Raw genomic sequence first — 19,718 nt, 5'->3', positions numbered from 1 at the left:
CTTAACCTTTAACCTTTTCCCCAAACCAGATTCCGAGTTAAAAGTGATTAACCGAGAAGTATTGAGAGGCAGAGCCTCTAATCAGTCATTCCTATGCAGAGCATAGGAACGAGATAAACCAGCGAACAATGAGAAATTGATCTTTTTTTGACTTGTGTGTACACCGTAGCCTTCTTAAGGGGAGTTAGGGGGGATCAACAAGTGTCTAAAATCACAGATCAATACTTTTCAAACAACCTCTTAGCTAAATTTGTAGTTTTCATTAAATGAAAATCAGGTAAAAGAAACATTCATAGAAAGTGTAAGGTTTTTTATCGTTGATAGTAGTCATTGCACCATCACCGAATATTTTGATATTTAGCTGGGGTAAATGTTCGTTAAATAACTAGCTAACATTTTAGATACCCTGAAGGATGTTGAACTGTTCACTGATTTAAAGTAACCACAAAATTTAGCTGCAAATATCCGTGAAAACTTGCAGATTAGTAAGCGATAATTTAAGAGTTTGAACTTATTTCTTTATCCTTTATGTATTTAGGTTATCGAAACTATAAAAAAATGTTTAATAACATTTGCTTTTCTTCATAAAAACTGACTAAATTATGAATTAGCTAAAACTATACAGGAGAGCAGAGAGGCAGGAGAGCAGAGGAAAAATAATAAACTCCTAACTCCTAACTCCTAAGTAATTATTAATGACTAATGATCCATTTACACCACTTATAGGACAACAGCAAGGTATAGAATTACTGACTCAGGCTGTTAGACAAAATCGGGTTGCTCCAGCCTACCTATTTGTGGGGCCAGATGGTGTAGGAAGAAGTTTAGCAGCCAGATGTTTTGTGGAATTGCTATTTTCTAGTGAAATGGGAGTCACTGCGTCTTTACAAAACCGTTTGCGTCAGGGGAACCATCCAGCTTTGTTATGGGTGCAACCAACGTATCAACACCAGGGACAACGATTAACAGCAGCAGAAGCAGCCGAGAAAGGACTGAAGCGTAAAGCACCACCTGTAATTCGGCTAGAGCAAATTCGGGAAATTACTGAGTTTTTAGGTCGCCCGCCTTTGGAAGCGCCGAGGAATGTGGTAGTGCTGGAGGAAGCCCAAACAATGGCAGAAGCCGCAGCGAATGCTTTACTCAAAACCTTGGAAGAACCGGGACAGGCGACGTTAATTTTAATTGCACCTACACCTGAGTCTGTGTTGCCGACTTTGGTTTCACGCTGTCAACGCATTCCTTTTTATCGTTTAGATGCACAGTCTTTAGCTGTTGTACTTACGCAAACAGGTCATCAAGAAATTTTGCAAAATCAGGCAGTATTGAGCATAGCATCTGGTAGTGCCGGAACTGCGATCGCATCTTATGAGCAATTACAAACTATTCCCCCGGAATTACTCGAAGATTTGAAAAAAGCGCCTAAATCTTACCGTAACGCCTTGGAGTTAGCCAAGAAAATTGATCAGGATTTAGATACAGAAGCACAATTGTGGTTAGTTGATTATCTTCAGCAGTTTTACTGGCAACAGTGGCATCAGCCTAGTATTATCAATCAGCTAGAACAAGCTCGTAAATACTTACTTGTTTACGCCCAACCAAGGCTAGTTTGGGAATGTCTGCTTTTATCTGTGTATCAAAAATCTGATTCTATTTATATAGCAGGAGGCAGGATAGCGCAGCGTTAGCGAGTCCGCGAGCGTCGGCAGGAGGCAGGAGGCAGGAGGTAAAAGTATTACTATTCCTAGCCTTGGGGTTTTCAAAATGTCCTAACCTATGTGGCTACGGCTATACTACTCATCGCTGAGTGCGATGCCGACGGCAAAGACGGGTGGCGGAAAAACTGGAATGGTACGCCGCCGCCGGATGAAGAGATAGCCACGTAAATCAAGAGCAATTAAGAAGCCGATCGCTGCTGGTCAATTTGCAGTGGGATATTTTCCCGCACGAGTTGCCAAAAGTGCTTGATTGGGGGAATTTGCAAACGGTCTTGAGTTGTCACCATAACTACTCGACGAGTCAAACTGGAAGCATCTGCTAAACCACTAGTATTATTGCTGGCTAAGGAACGAATCGCCAGGGTAGGGTCAAGACGAGCTTCCAGTAATGCTGATTGAGGTAGCAAAGCTATCAGTTCTCCTTGGCGCACGACTCCCCGGAAGGCATCTAGGGTATTTACCTCTAAAGCCGACTGGAGTGTAGCTTCCATTCGCTCAAATCTATCTTGTATTAAGCGTTGCATCCCATAACCATCTTTAAAAACCACTTGGGGATAACGAATTAGCTCCGACCAAGGAACAAATTCATATTGTGCCAGTGGATGATTCGCTGCGGTTAAAATTTCTATAGGTTCATCATAAAGCACTTCTACTACCATTTCTCTACTGGTGGTTAAAAAGCGATTATTCATCACAATTGCTAAATCCACTAATCCATCTTTGAGGACTTTCAGAGCGCGATCGCTTCCTAATGAAGTCACCCGTAATTGCACATCTGGATAATCATGACAAAATTTTTGCAACACTGGTGGTAAGTAAGATCCACAAAGTGAGTGAATCACGGCAATGCAAAGTTCCGGTTGCTTTCCGGCCATTAAATCGGCTAATTCTTCTTTAGCTGTCTGCCATTCTTGGCAAATTTTACGGATGCGGGGTAGTAAAAGTTCACCTCCCAACGTCAGCTTGGCATGACTGGTTCTGTGAAATAGTTCTGTTCCCAAATCTGCTTCTAATGCTTGAATTTGGCGGCTAATCGTCGATTGGGTAATACCACACGTTCGCGCTGCTTGTTGAAAGCTGCCGGTTTGGGCGATCGCTAAAAAGGCTTGCAACTGCTCTAGGCGCATTTTTATGTAGCCTGAATTACATTTATCAATTCAATAAGAGCAATATCTCCAAACTTCTGAGTAACTGAACTTTCAATTATACCAACTGTCAATCTGATATTTTCTGAGATGCTAGCCATATCCTGTAAGTCAACCTCTATGCTGTCACCTTCTTGAGAACTACTTTGGGGGTAGCGTCGAAGGTAAGCAGCATCTACTACTCCACCACTGTGAACAATAACATTGCGAATCCCACTAATTTTTTCGATACCTTCTTGAATAATTCCTTGATTAATAAGTTCTTCAATTTCATTAAAGCCAAACTTTTTTGCTATACGTGTAAGATACTCTACAGCAGCTCCATCAGTACTCTTGGATGCTTCTATTTGTGCCATTTGTGAGATAAGTTTATCCATAGTAGAATGTTTAATAATCTCATTATATGTGAGGGTCTTATTACAATTTAAAGTATTAGGATAGTGTATAAAAATTTCATATAACAAATCTTGAATATATACTTCAAAACAACTCACAATTGAGGTTGAAAACATATTATTAAGCGCTTTTTCTGCATCTTTTTCCATTTGTATATGATCATTAATCATTTCACTTAATGCTTTACAGTCATCCGGTTCAAGATTTAATAAATTATCTCCCGATGGATTTCCAATGAATTTATAACCACTCTGTACCAAGTTAGTTTCAAATGTTTGCAGGTTAGTTAAGCGACGAGAGAGATTACTTGCAAATGATGTTACAAGCAATGAATTCCTAGCCATAGATTGTAGGAATACTAAGTAAGGTGCAGACATTTGCTCATGGCGGCGAATTAAATGTTCTTTCTTGTGCTTACAACCAAGTGCTTCAGCTATTTCCTTAATTCGTTCTAGCTTGCTCTGATTAATTGACATAATTTTTATGTTTATGTGTGTTTAGGCAAAAACTATAGATGCAAATGTCACCAAAGTTGACCGAATAACTTTTTTGATATTAGCTTAATCTTATCGCTGTCAAAAGACTAAAATAAGTGTATCATAAAAAACTATTTAGCTACTTAATACTGAACGCGTACAGGTAGCGCATACTCTTTGAAAAAATTTACCATTCGGCTAAAGCGATCGCTATTCCTTGTTTTAAATCTGGTGTGATTGCGTCATTATTTGCTAACTGCTGCAATTGTTGATATACGGCTTCCCCATCCAGATTTTTTAGTGCCGCGATCGCATGTAGTCTCACCGATGCATTAGAATCAGCTAGCAGTGAAATCAATGGTTCAATAGCTTGCATTTCGCCTAACTGCCCTAGAGACAAGGCGATCGCACTTTTAATGTTTACAATTTCTATGGCTGGATGTTGCGATCGCAGTATTTGCAGTAAAATTTCTGCGGCTTGTGTAGTTTGCGGCTTTTGCACTCGTCCTAAAACTGTAACAATTTCTTGGCAAAGTGTCTCTGAAGTGGTTTGATTAAATGCTGTTTGCAAATATTCCAAACTGGATGGTGTTCCCACCCAACTTAAAGCGCGGATGGTTTCTAATTGCAGCTTTATCGGTGTGTGAGGTGAAATCAGCAAATCAAATAAATGTTTTGTAGCGTCATCACTACCCATTCGAGAAAGGGAAACTGCGGCTGCACAACAAACATCAATATTAAAGTCATAAAGCTTGGGTTGTAGTTTCGTCACCAAATCTAAGGCTTCGCGTAAGTCGGGGCGAAAACCTAAGCCAAGCACTGCTGCACGCCTAACTGTGGCGGCTATATCATCCAAAGCGTTTAACAATACTGGTGGTACACGTTCGTCATGAAAGCTGCTGAGGGCTTCAATTGCGGCGGCGCGGATTGCGGGTTGTGGATCTTGAACTACACTCAATAATGGTGTGATGGTTTCTGGTTGCGGAATACAGGAAAGCGATCGCACTGCAAAAAGCCTTGTATCTTCATCTAATAAAAGTTCAGAGAGTGCAGCGATCGCAACAGTACCCATTTGCCCCAGCGCTGTAGCTGCGATCGCTTTGAGTTCTTCATCCTCATCGGTTTTCAACAATTCAATTAAGGGTGCGATCGCATCTAGGTGCTGAAACTCGCCTAAAGTCCGTGCTGCATACCAGCGTAATTCTTCCTCGGTGTCTTCATCTTCTAATATCTCAATGAGTGGTGGGATCGCAACATTTCCCAAATGAGTCAACACTTTGCTAATTTCCCAACGCTGTTGAAAATCACCCATCTCTAACATTGAAAGTGCTAATTTCAGAAGATATTCTCGGTTTTTAACTATCTCTGGATGTTCCGAGTTTGCCCCTAAAATTAGCTGTTGTAAATATTGAATTAGCAATGACCAATCAGCTGCATCGTATGCTGTTTGGGCTTGCACTAAAAGCTGATTGATATTACTCACCATACCCTGCTTTAATTATCAATCTTATGCCTCCTGACTTGAAAGTGCTGAGTACTGAGTACTGAGTACTCAGTAAAAATACTAGTCTCCAATCGCTCTTTCAATCCAAGGTTTTTGAAACTCGCTTCATCGGGACTCCTCCTGCCTTCTGCCTCCTGCCTCCACTAGGTTGGCTTGACTACAACTGAATTGCCCTCAATCTTGGCGGCGTAAGTTTTAAGGGCTTCTGTCGCTGGGCCTCTTTGCACTTTACCGTCAATCCCGAATTCTGAACCGTGACAGGGACAGGCAAATTTTTTTGCCTCAGCTTGCCATGCTACGGTGCAATTTGCGTGAGGACAGGTAGGGTTAACAGCTGTCAGATTTTCGCCTTTAGATGTACCGACTACCAACACAGGCCCAGCAGGTGAGTTTTTCGCCAGCAATTGGCCTGTTTTATCTAATTCTGCCGAAGTGCCTACTGTTTGCCAATCTCCCGTTGCTGAAGTTGTCCCAGAAGAACAAGCTGCGATCGCTACGGGTAGAGAACTCCCAATCAAACCCAAACCTACCCAATTGATAAAATCACGACGTTTCATAGGTGCTGAAATGATATTTAAGTTTTAGCTAACATCTGCTACCCCATTTTGGATTCAGAATTGATCTACAGCAATTCAAATCCCTTTGATCATTTCAAATACCCTTCATTAAGCGCTTTGCGTGGCTCATTGGCTGGCTTTGATGCAAAAAATGCATATATTTTATTCATTTTAAGCAATTTTACCAAAAAACCGTAACAATTTATACGATTTTAACATAAATCTGGCTTTAACTTATGAGTATCGAAATTGTTACATGAACATTATCTAAACCTGCTTGACAAATTTCCAATATCTAAATGGCGACAAGTTTTCCTTAATTAATCACGGATTTGGAGTTTAACTTTGGAATGCTCTTAAGTAAAAATAATCAGCCATAAACAATTATTAAGTTTTTATTTTCTAACCCTCGTAGATACAACACCTGATGCAACTACGGGTTGATTGATATTGGGCAATTATCACCAGATTCAGCAATTTGCATTGAGAGTCAGAATCATGACAGACACAGCAACTACCACTACCAGCCTCAATAAGTTTGAGAAATTCAAGGCGCAAAAAGATGGACTCACCATCAAGAGTGAGATAGAGAAATTTGCTGCCCTTGGCTGGGAAGCAATGGACGAAATCGATCGAGATCATCGGCTCAAATGGGTGGGTGTGTTTTTTCGCCCAGTCACCCCAGGTAAGTTTATGATGCGGTTGCGGATGCCTAACGGTATTCTTAGCAGTAGTCAGATGCGTGTTTTAGCCGAAGTAGTGCAGCGTTACGGAGATGATGGCTGCGCTGATATTACTACGAGACAGAATATCCAGTTACGGGGGATCAGAATTGAAGATTTACCAGATATCTTTAATAGATTTCACGCAGTTGGTTTAACCACTATCCAATCAGGAATGGATAACGTCCGCAATATCACAGGTGATCCTGTGGCGGGGTTGGATGCAGATGAATTGTTTGACACACGAGAGTTGGTACAGCAAATTCAAGATATGCTCACCAACAAAGGAGAAGGGAACCCAGAGTTTAGCAACTTACCACGGAAGTTTAATATTGCGATCGCAGGTGGAAGAGACAATTCAGTTCACGCTGAAATTAACGATTTAGCTTTTGTTCCAGCATTTAAGGAGGGGACAGGGGACAGGGGACAGGGGATAGGGCAAGAATTTTCCCAATCACCAATATTTGGCTTTAACGTCCTCGTAGGTGGCTTTTTCTCAGCTAAACGTTGTGAGGCGGCGATTCCTCTGAATGCTTGGGTACTTCCAGAAGATGTAGTAGCTGTATGTAGAGCGGTTTTGGAAGTATTTCGCGATCATGGCCCGCGTGCTAATCGGCAAAAATCGCGCTTGATGTGGCTTATTGATGAATGGGGTGTAGATAAGTTTCGAGTAGAAGTAGAAAGCCGTTTGGGTAAATCATTGTTACCCGCAGCCGCAAAAGACGAAATCGATTGGGAAAAACGCGACCACATTGGGGTATATAAACAAAAACAACCAGGGTTAAATTATGTAGGCTTGCACATTCCTGTCGGGCGGTTGTATGCCGAAGATATGTTTGAAATTGCGCGTCTAGCGGAAGTTTACGGCAGTGGCGAAATCCGTTTTACAGTTGAGCAAAACATTGTTATCCCCAATATTGCTGAATCGCGTTTAGAAATATTTTCAACAGAACCCTTGCTGGAAAGGTTTTCGATTAATCCTGGTTTACTGGCGCGATCGCTAGTATCTTGCACAGGCGCACAATTTTGCAACTTTGCCCTCATCGAAACCAAAAACCGCGCCTTGGAAATGATAAAAGCCTTAGAAGAAGATTTAACCTTCACCAAACCAGTGCGAATTCACTGGACAGGTTGCCCCAACTCTTGCGGACAACCCCAAGTTGCAGACATCGGTTTGATGGGAACTAAAACTCGTAAAAATGGCAAAACTTTGGAAGGCGTTGATATATATATGGGCGGCAAAGTTGGCAAAGACGCTCATTTGGGAACTTGCGTTATCAAAGGCATACCATGCGAAGACTTGCAGCCAATATTGCAAGATTTACTCATCAAAAACTTTGGGGCAAAACTCAAGCAAGAAGCTTTAGTAATTAACAGTTAGTGAGTAGGTAGGAATTATTAAAAATGAAATAAAATCCTAGTTCGTAGTGGGTGAGCAAGGATTATTAGGACTAAAGTCCTCACTACAAACTTGAATTTATTTACGCTTCGCTACTTAATTGTTAGTGCTTAATAAATGACAAAACATCAAGGAAAAATGAAAAATCTTTCGCGCAGAAAATTTATTTTAACCACCACCACTGCGGCGGCGGCTTCTATCCTGGCTCATGGTTGTTCTTCCGGTAGCAATACAGCGTCAACAGGTGGTAATGCACCCTCTGCGGCTCCGGCTGCCAATGTCTCTACAGTAGCTAATGCGCCAAAGGTAGAAACAAGCAAAGCCAAATTAGGATTCATTGCTCTAACTGATGCTGCTCCCCTAATTATTGCTAAAGAAAAGGGTTTCTTTGCCAAATACGGGATGACTGATGTTGAAGTCATCAAGCAAAAATCTTGGCCTGTTACCCGTGATAACTTAAAAATCGGCTCATCTGGCGGTGGTATTGATGGCGCACACATCCTCAGCCCCATGCCTTATTTGATGACCATTAACGATAAAGTGCCAATGTATCTTTTGGCAAGATTAAATACTAATGGTCAGGCTATTTCTGTTGCCAATAAATTTAAAGACCTGAATGTAAAATTAGAAAGCAAGGCGTTAAAAGAAGCTGCGAGTCTTGCCAAAGCCGAGCAAAAAGCCTTGAAATTTGGTATGACCTTTCCTGGCGGCACTCATGATTTATGGATGCGCTATTGGCTAGCAGCTGGCGGTATTAATCCAGATCAAGATGTGGTTTTATCACCTGTACCACCACCGCAAATGGTGGCAAATATGAAAGTTAGCACTATCGATTCTTTCTGTGTGGGAGAGCCTTGGAACGCTCAATTGGTCAACCAAAAATTAGGTTATTCAGCTTTAGTTACAGGCGAGTTGTGGAAAGATCATCCAGAAAAAGCCTTTGCGATGCGGAAAGATTGGGTTGATCAAAATCCTAATGCTGCACAAGCATTGTTGATGGCAGTTTTGGAAGCTCAACAATGGTGCGATCGCGCCGAGAATAAAGAGGAAATGTGCAAAATCTGTTCTGACCGGAAATACTTTAACGTTGCTGTTGCAGATATTTTAGAAAGGTCTAAAGGTAATATTGACTTCGGCGATGGACGGACTGAGCAAAACTTTTCACATCCGATGAAATTCTGGGTAGATAATGCTTCCTATCCGTACAAGAGTCACGATGTTTGGTTTTTAACAGAAGAAATTCGCTGGGGCTATTTACCAAAGGATACTAAAGTTCAAGAAATAGTTAATCAAGTCAATAAAGAGGACTTGTGGAAACAAGCAGCTAAAGCTATTGGTGTTGCTGATGCTGAAATTCCTAAGAGTAGTTCTCGTGGAGTTGAGACTTTCTTTGATGGTGTAAAATTTGACCCTGAGAAACCAGAAGAATATTTGAAAAGCTTAAAAATCAAGAAGGTTTAATGAAGCTTTTAGGGACAATCAAATATCTAACATAATTCTAGTTATTAGTGAGATTATTCTCGCTAATAGCAAGGTTTTCTAGGACTGAAGTCCTTACTACAAACTTTAATTTTTTACGCTTGGCTACATAAAGGCAATTGGAGAAAAAAGGTAATGGCAGCTATCCTTGGAAGTCGCAACTTCAGAAAAAATAACCGCAAAAATTTCAATAAATTAGTTTCGCAGAAAATTGTGCCGCCACTGGTAGCATTAGCTATTTTCCTAGCGATTTGGCAACTAGTTTGTTTAACTCCTAACTTTGGTTTACCGGGCCCAATAGAAACATTTTCAGAAACTTGGAACCCGTTTATCATTGATCCATTTTTCGATAATGGTGAAAGTGATAAAGGTTTGGGCTGGCAGATACTTAGTAGTTTGGGAAGAGTCGCTTTAGGCTTTTCGTTAGCAGCAATTGTTGGCATTGCATTGGGGATTTTCGTTGGTGCTAATAAGTTACTCTATAATGCCGTAGATCCTATTTTCCAAGTGTTGCGAACTGTACCGCCTCTAGCATGGCTACCAATTTCTCTGGCAGCATTTCAACAAGCGAATCCTTCAGCTATTTTCGTGATTTTCATTACATCGATTTGGCCGATTGTGATCAACACCACGGTGGGCGTACAACAAATTCCTCAAGACTATGTAAACGTAGCTAGAGTTTTACGTTTGAAAGGACTAAAGTATTTCCTAAAAGTTGTGTTTCCTGCAACTGTTCCTTATATATTCACAGGATTACGCATTGGCATTGGTTTATCTTGGCTAGCAATCGTTGCAGCAGAAATGTTAGTCGGCGGCGTGGGAATTGGCTCATTTATTTGGGATGCCTACAACACAACCACAGAAACTAACTTAAGCGAAATTATCCTCGCACTAATTTATGTCGGTTTAGTCGGATTGATCCTAGATAGAATGGTTGGCTTTATAGCTAGCAAAGTTGTACCAGACTAGGGAATAGGGAATAGGGAATAGGGAATAAATTACTTTCCCAATTACGAATTACGAATTACGAATTAAAAGATGACTACTTTTGTTGAAGTTGACCATATTGACCGTGTATTTGAACTTCCGAATGGCGGGAAATATATTGCTTTAAAAAACATTGATTTGAAAATCCAAGAAGGGGAATTTGTTTCTCTAATTGGCCATTCTGGTTGTGGTAAATCTACTTTACTCAACATCATTGCAGGTTTAGATAGAGCAAGTGTTGGAGGTGTGACATTAGAAGGGCGGGAAGTTAGAGAACCCAGCCCAGATCGGATGGTTGTATTTCAAAACTACTCTTTGCTGCCTTGGTTAACAGTACGGGAAAATATCGCCCTAGCTGTGGATGAAGTGTACAAGGATAAGCCCAAAGGCGATCGCAGAAGCATTATCGAAGAACATATCGATATGGTGGGGCTGCGTCTGGCGGCAAATAAACGTCCTAGCGAGTTATCTGGGGGAATGAAACAACGGGTAGCGATCGCTCGCGCCCTAGCAACTCGTCCCAAGTTATTACTGCTAGATGAACCCTTTGGGGCGTTGGATGCCCTAACACGGGGTAGTTTGCAAGAACAACTGATGAAAATTTGCAACGAACACAACGTTACTTGTGTGATGGTGACACACGACGTAGATGAGGCGCTTTTATTGAGCGATCGCGTTGTCATGCTCACTAATGGCCCAGAAGCTCACATCGGGCAAATTCTCGAAGTGCCGATCCCGCGCCCGCGTCAACGCTTGGAAGTCGTCAAACATCCCAGCTACTACAGTCTGCGGAATGAAATGATTTACTTCCTCAACCAACAAAAGCTGATTAAAAAACGCAAAGCACAGCAGACTTCAGCACCAGTAGCCATATCCCGCAACGGCTTAGAAAAAGTCTATTTAGAAATTGGCTTTATGCCTCTGACTGATGCTGCACCTTTAATCGTTGCTCAAGAAAAAGGCTTCTTTGCCCAGTACGGTTTAGAAAATATCACCCTCACTCGTGCCAATACCTGGAAGGAAATAGCTCAAGGGGTTGTGACTGGCAAATTAGACGCAGCCCAAATGCTGGCGGGAATGCCCTTAGCCCTAACTTTGGGTGCTGGTGGTAAAAAACCAGTTCCTATAATCAATGCCCTAAATATCTCTCGCAATGCGAACGCCATCACCTTAAGCAAAAGATTGTATAGCCAAGGTGTCAGAAATCTGGCTGACTTAAAAACATCAATTAACGCTGCTCCCGACCAAATTCTAACTTTGGGTGTAGCTCACTCTACTTCAATGGTGAACTTAATCCTGCGTTATTGGCTGGCGGCTGGTGGTATCGATCCCGATCGAGATGTCAGCCTAACGGTGATTCCACCAATGGAAATGGTTTCTCAACTCAAAGCCGGAAATATTGACGGTTACTGTGCTGGAGAACCCTGGAATTATCTTGCTGTTCATCAAGACTTAGGCTTTGTTGCCGCCACAGCTTTAGAAATTTGGTCAGGACAGCCGAAAAAAGTTTTGGGAGTGCGAGAAGATTGGGCGCAGAAATATCCAGAAACTTATCTTGCTCTGGTTAAAGCACTGCTAGAAGCTTGTAAATACTGTGACGATTTCCGCAACCGCGAAGAAATTTTAGAAATAATCTGCCGTCCTGAGTACTTAGACATAGATCCTGTCTATGTTCGTCCTGGTTTCGTCGATCGCTACGATCGCGGCGACGGTACAGAACCACAAGAATTCAAAGCATACAACCAGTTTTATCTCAATCAAACCAACTATCCCAACCGCACTGAGATTTTGTGGATGGCCACTCAGCTAGCACGTTGGGGTTTAACACCCTTCCCGAAAAACTGGGTGGAGATAATTGAAAGAGTTTGTCGCACAGATATATTTGGTGCGGCTGCCCGCGAACTCGGCTTACTCGATATCGGAGAAGATGACCCTGTTCACTTATTTGATGGTAAAGTTTTTAACCCATCAGAGCCAATAGAGTATCTCAAAAGCTTGGAAATCAAGCGGCAAATACGTATTGAAGAAGTATTTATTTAGTCATTGGTCATTGGTCATTAGTCGAATGGCACTAAGAAAAACCCAAAAGCTTGTGTCGTCTCGTTCCCAGCCTCCAGGCTGGGAATGTATTTAAAAGAGGCTCTGCCTCAATTCAAGCTACTGGAGGCGGAGCCTCCCAGAATGGATTCCCAGCCTCCAGGCTTGTTCCAGTCAGAACAAGGGCTGTATCTTTTCTTAGTGCCATTCGGTCATTAGTCATTAGTCATTGGTGACTGACAAAGAACAAATAACAAACTACTCATAGATAAACTCACGATGCAAATAGTAAACAGCAAAACCCAAACTAATAAACTACAAACGAAAAAAGCAGAAGATTTTTTGGTGATTGAAGGCGTAAGCAAGATTTATCCAACTTCTGAAGGCCCTTATACCGTACTGGATGGAGTTGACCTGAAAGTGCGTGAGGGCGAATTTGTTTGCATAATCGGTCACTCTGGCTGCGGCAAATCAACTCTGCTCAACATGGTTTCCGGGTTTAACACTCCCACCGATGGTATTGTTCTGCTGCAAGACAAACCCATCACCGAACCAGGCCCAGACCGGATGATGGTATTCCAAAATTATTGTCTACTGCCTTGGCTGAGTGTCTTTGATAACGTTTATCTGGCTGTTGATTCGGTGTTTCCTAAAAAACCCCAGGCTGAAAAACGGGCGATCGTCAGAGAACATTTAGCAATGGTGGGACTCACAGAAGCGGCTGACAAGAAACCCAATCAGCTTTCTGGTGGGATGAAACAGCGAGTTGCGATCGCTCGTGCCCTTTCCATCCGTCCCCAAGTCTTGATTCTCGATGAACCCTTTGGGGCGTTAGATGCAATCACAAAAGAAGAATTACAAGAAGAACTCCTGCAAATCTGGCGTGAACATCAAGTCACCGTACTCATGATTACTCATGACATCGATGAAGCGCTTTTCCTCGCAGACAGAGTTGTGATGATGACTAACGGCCCATCTGCTCACATTGGCGAAATCCTGAATATTCCCTTCTCCCGCCCCCGCAATCGTCGCCGCATCATGGAAGACCCAGAATACTACAACCTGCGAAACTACGCTCTAGACTTCCTCTTCCGCCGATTTGCTCACGCTGACGAGTAATTACCGCTTCGCGGAGTCATTTGTCATTTGTCATTGGTCATTGGTCATTGGTCATTGGTCAGGAATTATTCTCCTCTGCCCCCCTGCTCCCCTACCGTCCTCTTCAATTAGGAAGATTGCAATGCTTAAAGGATTATTTTCATTCAGCGATCGCTACCGCATCTTACATCAAACTTGGTTTGCTTTCTTTCTCACCTTTGTCTGTTGGTTTAACTTTGCTCCCTTCGCTACAACTATTGGCAAAGAACTCAGTTTAGCGCCTGAGCAAATCAAAACTTTGGGCATTTGTAACCTCGCCCTTACAATCCCTGCACGGCTAATTATTGGGATGCTTCTGGATCGTTTCGGCCCCAGAATCACCTATTCAATGCTGCTAATGTTTGCGGTTGTCCCTTGTTTAGCAACAGCACTAGCGCAAGATTTTAATCAACTAGTCATCAGTCGTTTGCTGATGGGAATTGTCGGATCTGGGTTTGTCGTCGGTATTCGCATGGTGGCGGAATGGTTCCAGCCGAAGGAGATGGGAATTGCTCAAGGCATTTATGGCGGTTGGGGCAACTTTGGGGCTTTTGGGGCGGAGTTTGCTTTGCCGATACTTGCAGTTTCTACTAGCTTTTTTGCTGGTGGTGCTTCTAACTGGCGATTTGCGATCGCACTTACAGGGATCATTGCTGCTATTTACGGCGTAATTTATTACAACAGCGTTCAAGATACACCCACAGGCAAAGTCTACAAGAAGCCTAAGAAAAATGGTTCTCTAGAAGTGACCAGCGTTAAAAGCTTCTGGGCGCTGATTATCTCAAATTTTGGTTTGATTTTCGCTTTAGGTTTATTAGCTTGGCGCTTGGAACAAAAGAACATTCACTTCTTGACTTTGAGTCAAATGTATGTAGCTTGGTTGCTATTAGCAGGATTGTTTGCTTACCAAAGTTACCAAGCTTGGCAAGTAAACCGAGAACTTCTAAGTGGTAAAAAAACTTACGCTCCATCGGAACGCTTTCAATTTGGTCAAGTAGCTTTACTAGAATTCACTTACATAACTAACTTTGGCAGCGAATTGGCAGTTGTTTCTATGCTCCCGGCATTCTTTGAAAAAACTTTTGCTTTAGAGCATGTTGTCGCTGGGATGATTGCTGCTACCTATCCGTTCTTAAATTTAGTTTCTCGTCCCAGTGGTGGCTTAATTTCTGATAAATTTAGCTCCCGTAAATGGACAATGACAATTATTAGTATTGGTATTGGTTTTAGTTATTTGACGGCACATTTTATTAATAGTAGCTGGCCGATTCCGCTAGCGATCGCAGTTACAATGTTTGCCGCTTACTTTGCCCAAGCTGGCTGCGGTGCAACCTACAGCATCGTACCCATGATTAAGAAGGAAGCCACTGGACAAATTGCTGGAAATGTGGGAGCTTACGGGAATTTTGGTGGCGTAGTTTACCTAACAATTTTTAGCTTAACCGACGCTCCAACGCTATTTACCACGATGGGTTTAGCTGCTTTAGTCTGTGCTTTTATGTGTGCCTTCTTCCTCAAAGAACCCAAAGGTTCCTTTGCTGCTGCTTATGAAGGCGAAGCACCAGAAACCGCAACTAAAAACCCTAACTTTTTAGCAGAAGAATAGACTTATCTTGCAAATAGAAAGGAAAAATAAATTCTTATAGTTCGTAGCACAATACGGTTCGGTTAAGACAAGAGACGCGATAAATCGCCGTCTCAGTTTTCCCCCCTGCCCCCCTGCTCCCCTGCCTCTTTTCACCCCTCAATTCACCACGATTTTACGCAAAGCTGTATTAACTTGCGCTTTTCAAACAGTCGCTACATCTGAGGTTGCAAAATCAAAACAACAAAATAATACAACCGCCATGAGTGAATTTACCAAAACCCTTTGTCCTTACTGTGGTGTTGGCTGTGGTTTAGAAGTTTCACCTCCAGCCCAACATAACAAAGCAACTAATCGAGATAACCAAGGTAATCCAATTTGGCGAGTGCGAGGCGATAAAGCCCATCCATCCAGTCAAGGAATGGTTTGCGTCAAAGGTGCAACGATCGCAGAATCTTTAGATAAAAATAGATTACATTACCCAATGGTGCGAGACTCTTTAGATCAAGAGTTTCGCCGCGTTAGTTGGGATGAAGCTTTTAATCTCATCACCCAGCGCATTCAAACAGTGCGCTTCACCCAAGGGCCAGAAGCCTTATGTATGTACGGTTCCGGTCAGTTTCAAACTGAGGATTATTACATAGCCCAGAAACTCATGAAAGGCTGTCTGGGTACTAATAATTTTGATGCTAACTCACGTTTGTGTATGTCTAGTGCTGTGTCTGGCTATATTCAAAGCTTTGGCTCAGATGGCCCGCCTTGCTGTTACGAAGACCTGGAGTTAACCGACTGTGCATTTTTAATTGGCACTAATACGGCTGAATGTCATCCCATCGTTTTTAACCGACTGGAGAAGTATCACAAAAAAAACCGCAAAGTCAAGATGATTGTGGTTGATCCCCGTCGCACGCCAACCGCAGAAGCCGCTGACTTGCATTTAGCCATTCGTCCCGGTACAGATATCGACCTGTTGAACGGTATCGCTCATTTGTTAATGCGCTGGGACTACATCGACACCATGTTCATGGAGGACTGCACTAGCAACTTTCCGGCTTATGCGGAAGTGATTCGCCACTATCCCCCAGAAATAGTAGCTCATCGATGTGGAATCAGCATTGAAGATTTAGAAACAGCAGCTCGCTATTGGGGGGAATCGAAGCGGGTACTGTCTTTATGGTCAATGGGTGTGAATCAATCCTCGGAAGGAACAGCCAAGGTAAGAACGATCATTAACCTGCACCTGATGACTGCACAGATTGGCAAACCTGGCGCTGGCCCTTTTTCCCTCACTGGTCAGCCAAACGCAATGGGAGGAAGGGAAGCCGGAGGTTTAGCGCATTTATTACCAGGTTATCGGGTGGTGAAAAATCCCCAGCACCGCGCAGAAGTTGAGGATTTTTGGGGACTTAAGCCGGGACAGATTTCGCCCAATCCCGGTTTGACTGCTTGGGACATGATTACTGGGTTGGAAAATGATGCTGTAGGGTTACTGTGGATTGCGGCTACTAATCCAGCTGTAAGTATGCCAGATTTAGAGCGAACGAAAAAGGCGTTATTGCGATCGCCTTTTACTATTTACCAAGACGCCTATTATCCTACAGAAACCTCTGCTTACGCTCACGTTTTGCTACCAGCAGCCCAGTGGGGTGAAAAAACTGGTGTAATGACAAACTCTGAACGAGTGGTAACTCTGTGTCAAGCATTTCGCCAACCGCCAAGAGAAGCAAAAGCAGATTGGGAAATTTTCGCTGAAGTTGGACGTAGATTAGGTTTTGAAAAAGAATTTGCCTTTGCTAACTCTGCTGAAGTTTACGCTGAGTTTGTCAAACTAACTAAAACTCGCCCCTGCGAGATGACGGGTATCAGTCACGCGCAATTACAATCAGAAGGCCCGACTCAATGGCCTCACCCAGAAGAGAGCAGGGGGAGCAGAGGAGCAGGGGAAGCAGGGGGAGAAACTTCAGGAAAGCGATTATATACTGATTTGCGCTTTCACACCCCTGACGGACGCGCTCGATTTGGGGCATATTACTCAAAGGGATTGGCAGAACCACCAGACCCAGATTATCCGTTTGTACTAACTAATGGGCGACTTTACGGACACTGGCATACGCAGACACGCACCGGGCGGATTGAAAAAATTTGCAAAATGCATCCCGAACCATTTATCGAAATTCATCCCCGTGATGCTGCTAAGTTAGGTATTGTAGATAATCAGAGTGTAGAAGTGCGATCGCGTCGGGGTAAAGCGAAGTTTCCTGCTAAAGTCACAAAAGCGATCGCGCCTGGTACAGTTTTTGTCCCCATGCACTGGGGTTCGCTATGGGCAGACAATGCCGAAGCCAACGCCCTCACCCATCCAGAATCTTGCCCCGATTCACTGCAACCAGAATTAAAAGCCTGTGCGGTACAGTTAATACCAATTTCTGTGGAAGTTACAATCAAAAATCATCAACTCCAATCCTCACAATGGTAAGCTGTTAAGTGTAGCTCTAAAGTAGTAATTTAAAATCAGAAATAAGCTATTTTGTCAATCATCAATATTCAATAGTTATTATTGTTTTTTATGAGTCTCTAATTTTGACTGTTACCAATTACCATATCTAAAGAGGCTAAATCTATAGTTAATAGAGATTTGACTAGTATCTATTTTAGCGATGGATAAAGAAAAAACCAGATAAAGAACTTATAAAGCATTGGTAAAACATCTTTCTTTTAATCCTCTAGATTTATCTATAGGATTTTCTTTTATTTTAGAATCGGGTGCAGCATTATGAAAAAGCTAGTGAGGCGAATTTTAGGAGCTACCAAAGATGAGAACTTCATGCACTTTATTGAAAACATAGAAGTGCTAGTTTCTAAAGCTCTATCTCTATTCATGGTAGTTGTAATTTTTGTAGCGATCGCAGATTTGGGATTCTTTATTTTTAAAGAGTTATTTACAGCGCCTTATGGTAAGTTTAACACAACGTTATATAAAATTTTCGGTTTATTTTTAAATATTTTAATTGCTTTAGAAATCTTAGAAAATATTACGGCATATTTGCGAAAACACGTTTTTCAGGTTGAATTAGTTATTGTTACTTCTTTAATAGCAGTTGCCAGAAAAATTATTATTCTTGACTTAGAGAAAGTTGGAGGTATTGATATAATTGGTTTAGGGATAGCTATTCTTGCCTTATCAATTAGTTATTTAATAATTCGTCTCAGTAATTCCAAAGACGCAAATTAAAATAATTCGTAATTCGTAATTCGTAATTCGTAATGGGGATTTAGACCTAGCCACAAAACTTACTGCTTTTCCCATTCCCCATTCCCCATTCCCCATTCCCCATTCCCCATTCCCCATCAACTTTAGGTTTGCCGAACAATGACAGATTTCTTTCAATTTGAAGCAGACTTTGTTGATTCCCTGCGTTGCATTCCTATGCAGGTGCGTTGCAAATTAGATACTTGTGGCATCAAGCTAAAATTGCCTGATTGGAATCAAATGACTACAGCCGAGCGTCAAGCTTTAGCCGAATTACCTTGCACTACAGAAACGGAAATTCATTCTTACCGCGAACATATCCAGCAGTTGATTTTACAACGCACAGGTATACCAGCGAAAAAATTGCCTATTGAGCCTCATCCCGCATGGCTAGACTCTGCTAATGTACCACCTAGCGTTCAAGAAAAAGCTCAAGAAATAGGTGTAACCCTGACACAGCAACATTGGGCAGCTTTAACGCCTTTACAGCGTTTTGCCTTGATTAAACTCAGCCAGCCAGGACATGAAAATAAGAACTTTCCCAGAGCGATCGCAGAATTTCATCTGCTTTAACGTTTTTGTCTGGAAACGTGACTCAATTGCTCTCGTAAATCTGCCCATGTAATGCCTTCTAGGCTGGGTAAGACAACATGAGCGGCTCCAACTCGTTCAACGGGGCCAAGTCCTACTGCCCACATCCCAGCGGCGAGAGCTGCCTCAATGCCCGCAGCGGCATCTTCTACAACCACAGATTGCTCTGGTTCGATTCCTAGCTGCTTGGCTGCGTATAGAAATAGGTCGGGTGCTGGCTTTGGTTCTTGCACACTATAACCATCAGCGATCGCATCTATTTTGTCAGCAATGCCCAATCGCTCGATCACAGTCTGGGCATTTTTACTAGCTGAACCAATACCGATTTTAATCCCAGCTTGCCGCAGTTCATCCAAAAGGGCGATCGCACCTGGCAACAAATCCTGGGGTGTCATATTTTGAATCAATTCCACATAGTAGCGATTCTTGCGCTCCATCATCTCCTGGATTTGTGCTTCCGAATACGGTTTATCTCCAAGAATTAGCATCAGAGAAGCACGACGGGATACCCCGCGCAGCGCTTCGTTAGCCTCCCGATCAAACGGTATACCCTCTTCATCCGCGAGCTTTTTCCAAGCTAAATAGTGAAGTTCTGCTGTATCTGTTAGTACACCATCTAGATCGAAAATAAATCCTTGGATGTTGGAAGATTGAAGATTGGGGATTGGGGATTGGGGATTGGAGATTGGGAATTGGGGATTGGTTATCTCCGTTGTATCCTTCTCCCCATGCCCCATG

15 protein-coding genes are annotated in these 19,718 nt (G+C 42.5%); 10 read left to right on the top strand and 5 right to left on the bottom strand.

Going from position 1 to position 19,718, the window contains the following annotated elements; translation table 11 throughout:
- Positions 1 to 695: 695 nt before the first annotated feature.
- Complete coding sequence (locus RRG12_RS26055) at positions 696 to 1,685, top strand: DNA polymerase III subunit delta' (RefSeq protein WP_420761165.1); 990 nt, start codon at positions 696 to 698, stop codon at positions 1,683 to 1,685.
- A gap of 209 nt (positions 1,686 to 1,894) precedes the next feature.
- Here RRG12_RS26055 and RRG12_RS26050 read toward each other — a convergent pair whose 3' ends face one another.
- From RRG12_RS26050 to RRG12_RS26035, 4 genes are all read right to left on the bottom strand, one after another.
- The gene (locus RRG12_RS26050) at positions 1,895 to 2,842 is read right to left on the bottom strand and encodes a LysR family transcriptional regulator (RefSeq protein ID WP_069070185.1); all 948 of its coding nucleotides are present in this window, start codon (positions 2,840 to 2,842) and stop codon (positions 1,895 to 1,897) included.
- A 2-nt stretch (positions 2,843 to 2,844) separates the two neighbouring features.
- On the bottom strand, positions 2,845 to 3,732 hold the full coding sequence (locus tag RRG12_RS26045) for a hypothetical protein (protein WP_420761164.1): 888 nt from the start codon (positions 3,730 to 3,732) through the stop codon (positions 2,845 to 2,847).
- Between the two features lie 187 nt (positions 3,733 to 3,919).
- Positions 3,920 to 5,218 carry a HEAT repeat domain-containing protein gene (locus RRG12_RS26040; RefSeq protein ID WP_420761163.1) on the bottom strand — a complete coding sequence of 433 codons (1,299 nt, stop codon included), beginning with the start codon at positions 5,216 to 5,218 and terminating at the stop codon, positions 3,920 to 3,922.
- Between the two features lie 161 nt (positions 5,219 to 5,379).
- Entirely contained in the window at positions 5,380 to 5,793 is a 414-nt protein-coding gene (locus tag RRG12_RS26035) for a ubiquinol-cytochrome c reductase iron-sulfur subunit (protein WP_069070190.1), read from the bottom strand.
- 498 nt (positions 5,794 to 6,291) lie between these two features.
- Here RRG12_RS26035 and RRG12_RS26030 point away from each other — a divergent pair, with 498 nt between their 5' ends.
- The 9 genes from RRG12_RS26030 (at position 6,292) to RRG12_RS25990 (ending at position 18,962) form a co-directional block, all read left to right on the top strand.
- Complete coding sequence (locus tag RRG12_RS26030) at positions 6,292 to 7,896, top strand: ferredoxin--nitrite reductase (protein WP_420761162.1); 1,605 nt, start codon at positions 6,292 to 6,294, stop codon at positions 7,894 to 7,896.
- Positions 7,897 to 8,052: 156 nt separating this feature from the next.
- Positions 8,053 to 9,375, top strand: a complete 1,323-nt coding sequence (locus tag RRG12_RS26025) for a CmpA/NrtA family ABC transporter substrate-binding protein (protein ID WP_420761161.1) — start codon at positions 8,053 to 8,055, stop codon at positions 9,373 to 9,375.
- Positions 9,376 to 9,528: 153 nt separating this feature from the next.
- Positions 9,529 to 10,362: a nitrate ABC transporter permease gene (ntrB, locus tag RRG12_RS26020; protein ID WP_420761160.1), complete on the top strand. Its 834-nt coding sequence runs from the start codon at positions 9,529 to 9,531 to the stop codon at positions 10,360 to 10,362.
- A 69-nt stretch (positions 10,363 to 10,431) separates the two neighbouring features.
- Positions 10,432 to 12,420, top strand: a complete 1,989-nt coding sequence (locus RRG12_RS26015) for a nitrate ABC transporter ATP-binding protein (RefSeq protein WP_420761159.1) — start codon at positions 10,432 to 10,434, stop codon at positions 12,418 to 12,420.
- Positions 12,421 to 12,696: 276 nt separating this feature from the next.
- Positions 12,697 to 13,536, top strand: coding sequence for a nitrate ABC transporter ATP-binding protein (locus RRG12_RS26010; RefSeq protein ID WP_069070194.1), 840 nt, complete (start codon positions 12,697 to 12,699; stop codon positions 13,534 to 13,536).
- 121 nt (positions 13,537 to 13,657) lie between these two features.
- Positions 13,658 to 15,160 carry a NarK family nitrate/nitrite MFS transporter gene (locus RRG12_RS26005; protein WP_420761158.1) on the top strand — a complete coding sequence of 501 codons (1,503 nt, stop codon included), beginning with the start codon at positions 13,658 to 13,660 and terminating at the stop codon, positions 15,158 to 15,160.
- 241 nt (positions 15,161 to 15,401) lie between these two features.
- Positions 15,402 to 17,615 carry a molybdopterin oxidoreductase family protein gene (locus RRG12_RS26000; protein WP_420761157.1) on the top strand — a complete coding sequence of 738 codons (2,214 nt, stop codon included), beginning with the start codon at positions 15,402 to 15,404 and terminating at the stop codon, positions 17,613 to 17,615.
- Between the two features lie 297 nt (positions 17,616 to 17,912).
- Positions 17,913 to 18,371: a phosphate-starvation-inducible PsiE family protein gene (locus tag RRG12_RS25995; protein WP_420761156.1), complete on the top strand. Its 459-nt coding sequence runs from the start codon at positions 17,913 to 17,915 to the stop codon at positions 18,369 to 18,371.
- Positions 18,372 to 18,509: 138 nt separating this feature from the next.
- A complete protein-coding gene (locus RRG12_RS25990) occupies positions 18,510 to 18,962 on the top strand; it encodes a nitrate reductase associated protein (RefSeq protein ID WP_420761155.1) in 453 nt (150 codons plus the stop codon).
- On the opposite strand, the gene pgmB is transcribed toward RRG12_RS25990, so the two are convergent.
- Positions 18,959 to 19,718 (bottom strand): beta-phosphoglucomutase (pgmB, locus tag RRG12_RS25985; RefSeq protein ID WP_420761154.1); only part of this gene is annotated, 760 nt, incomplete at its 5' end. The two genes, RRG12_RS25990 and pgmB, sit on opposite strands and share 4 nt — an antisense overlap.

This window comes from Nostoc sp. CALU 546, from assembly GCF_048836525.1.
Note: the sequence above shows the minus strand (reverse complement) of the source record. Positions and strands in the feature narration are given on the sequence as shown.

Coding starts and splice junctions, on each gene's coding strand:
- RRG12_RS26055 (WP_420761165.1), top strand. CDS start 696: ATGACTAATGATCCATTTACACCACTTATAGGACAACAGCAAGGTATA.
- RRG12_RS26050 (WP_069070185.1), bottom strand. CDS start 2,842: ATGCGCCTAGAGCAGTTGCAAGCCTTTTTAGCGATCGCCCAAACCGGC.
- RRG12_RS26045 (WP_420761164.1), bottom strand. CDS start 3,732: ATGTCAATTAATCAGAGCAAGCTAGAACGAATTAAGGAAATAGCTGAA.
- RRG12_RS26040 (WP_420761163.1), bottom strand. CDS start 5,218: ATGGTGAGTAATATCAATCAGCTTTTAGTGCAAGCCCAAACAGCATAC.
- RRG12_RS26035 (WP_069070190.1), bottom strand. CDS start 5,793: ATGAAACGTCGTGATTTTATCAATTGGGTAGGTTTGGGTTTGATTGGG.
- RRG12_RS26030 (WP_420761162.1), top strand. CDS start 6,292: ATGACAGACACAGCAACTACCACTACCAGCCTCAATAAGTTTGAGAAA.
- RRG12_RS26025 (WP_420761161.1), top strand. CDS start 8,053: ATGAAAAATCTTTCGCGCAGAAAATTTATTTTAACCACCACCACTGCG.
- ntrB (WP_420761160.1), top strand. CDS start 9,529: ATGGCAGCTATCCTTGGAAGTCGCAACTTCAGAAAAAATAACCGCAAA.
- RRG12_RS26015 (WP_420761159.1), top strand. CDS start 10,432: ATGACTACTTTTGTTGAAGTTGACCATATTGACCGTGTATTTGAACTT.
- RRG12_RS26010 (WP_069070194.1), top strand. CDS start 12,697: ATGCAAATAGTAAACAGCAAAACCCAAACTAATAAACTACAAACGAAA.
- RRG12_RS26005 (WP_420761158.1), top strand. CDS start 13,658: ATGCTTAAAGGATTATTTTCATTCAGCGATCGCTACCGCATCTTACAT.
- RRG12_RS26000 (WP_420761157.1), top strand. CDS start 15,402: ATGAGTGAATTTACCAAAACCCTTTGTCCTTACTGTGGTGTTGGCTGT.
- RRG12_RS25995 (WP_420761156.1), top strand. CDS start 17,913: ATGAAAAAGCTAGTGAGGCGAATTTTAGGAGCTACCAAAGATGAGAAC.
- RRG12_RS25990 (WP_420761155.1), top strand. CDS start 18,510: ATGACAGATTTCTTTCAATTTGAAGCAGACTTTGTTGATTCCCTGCGT.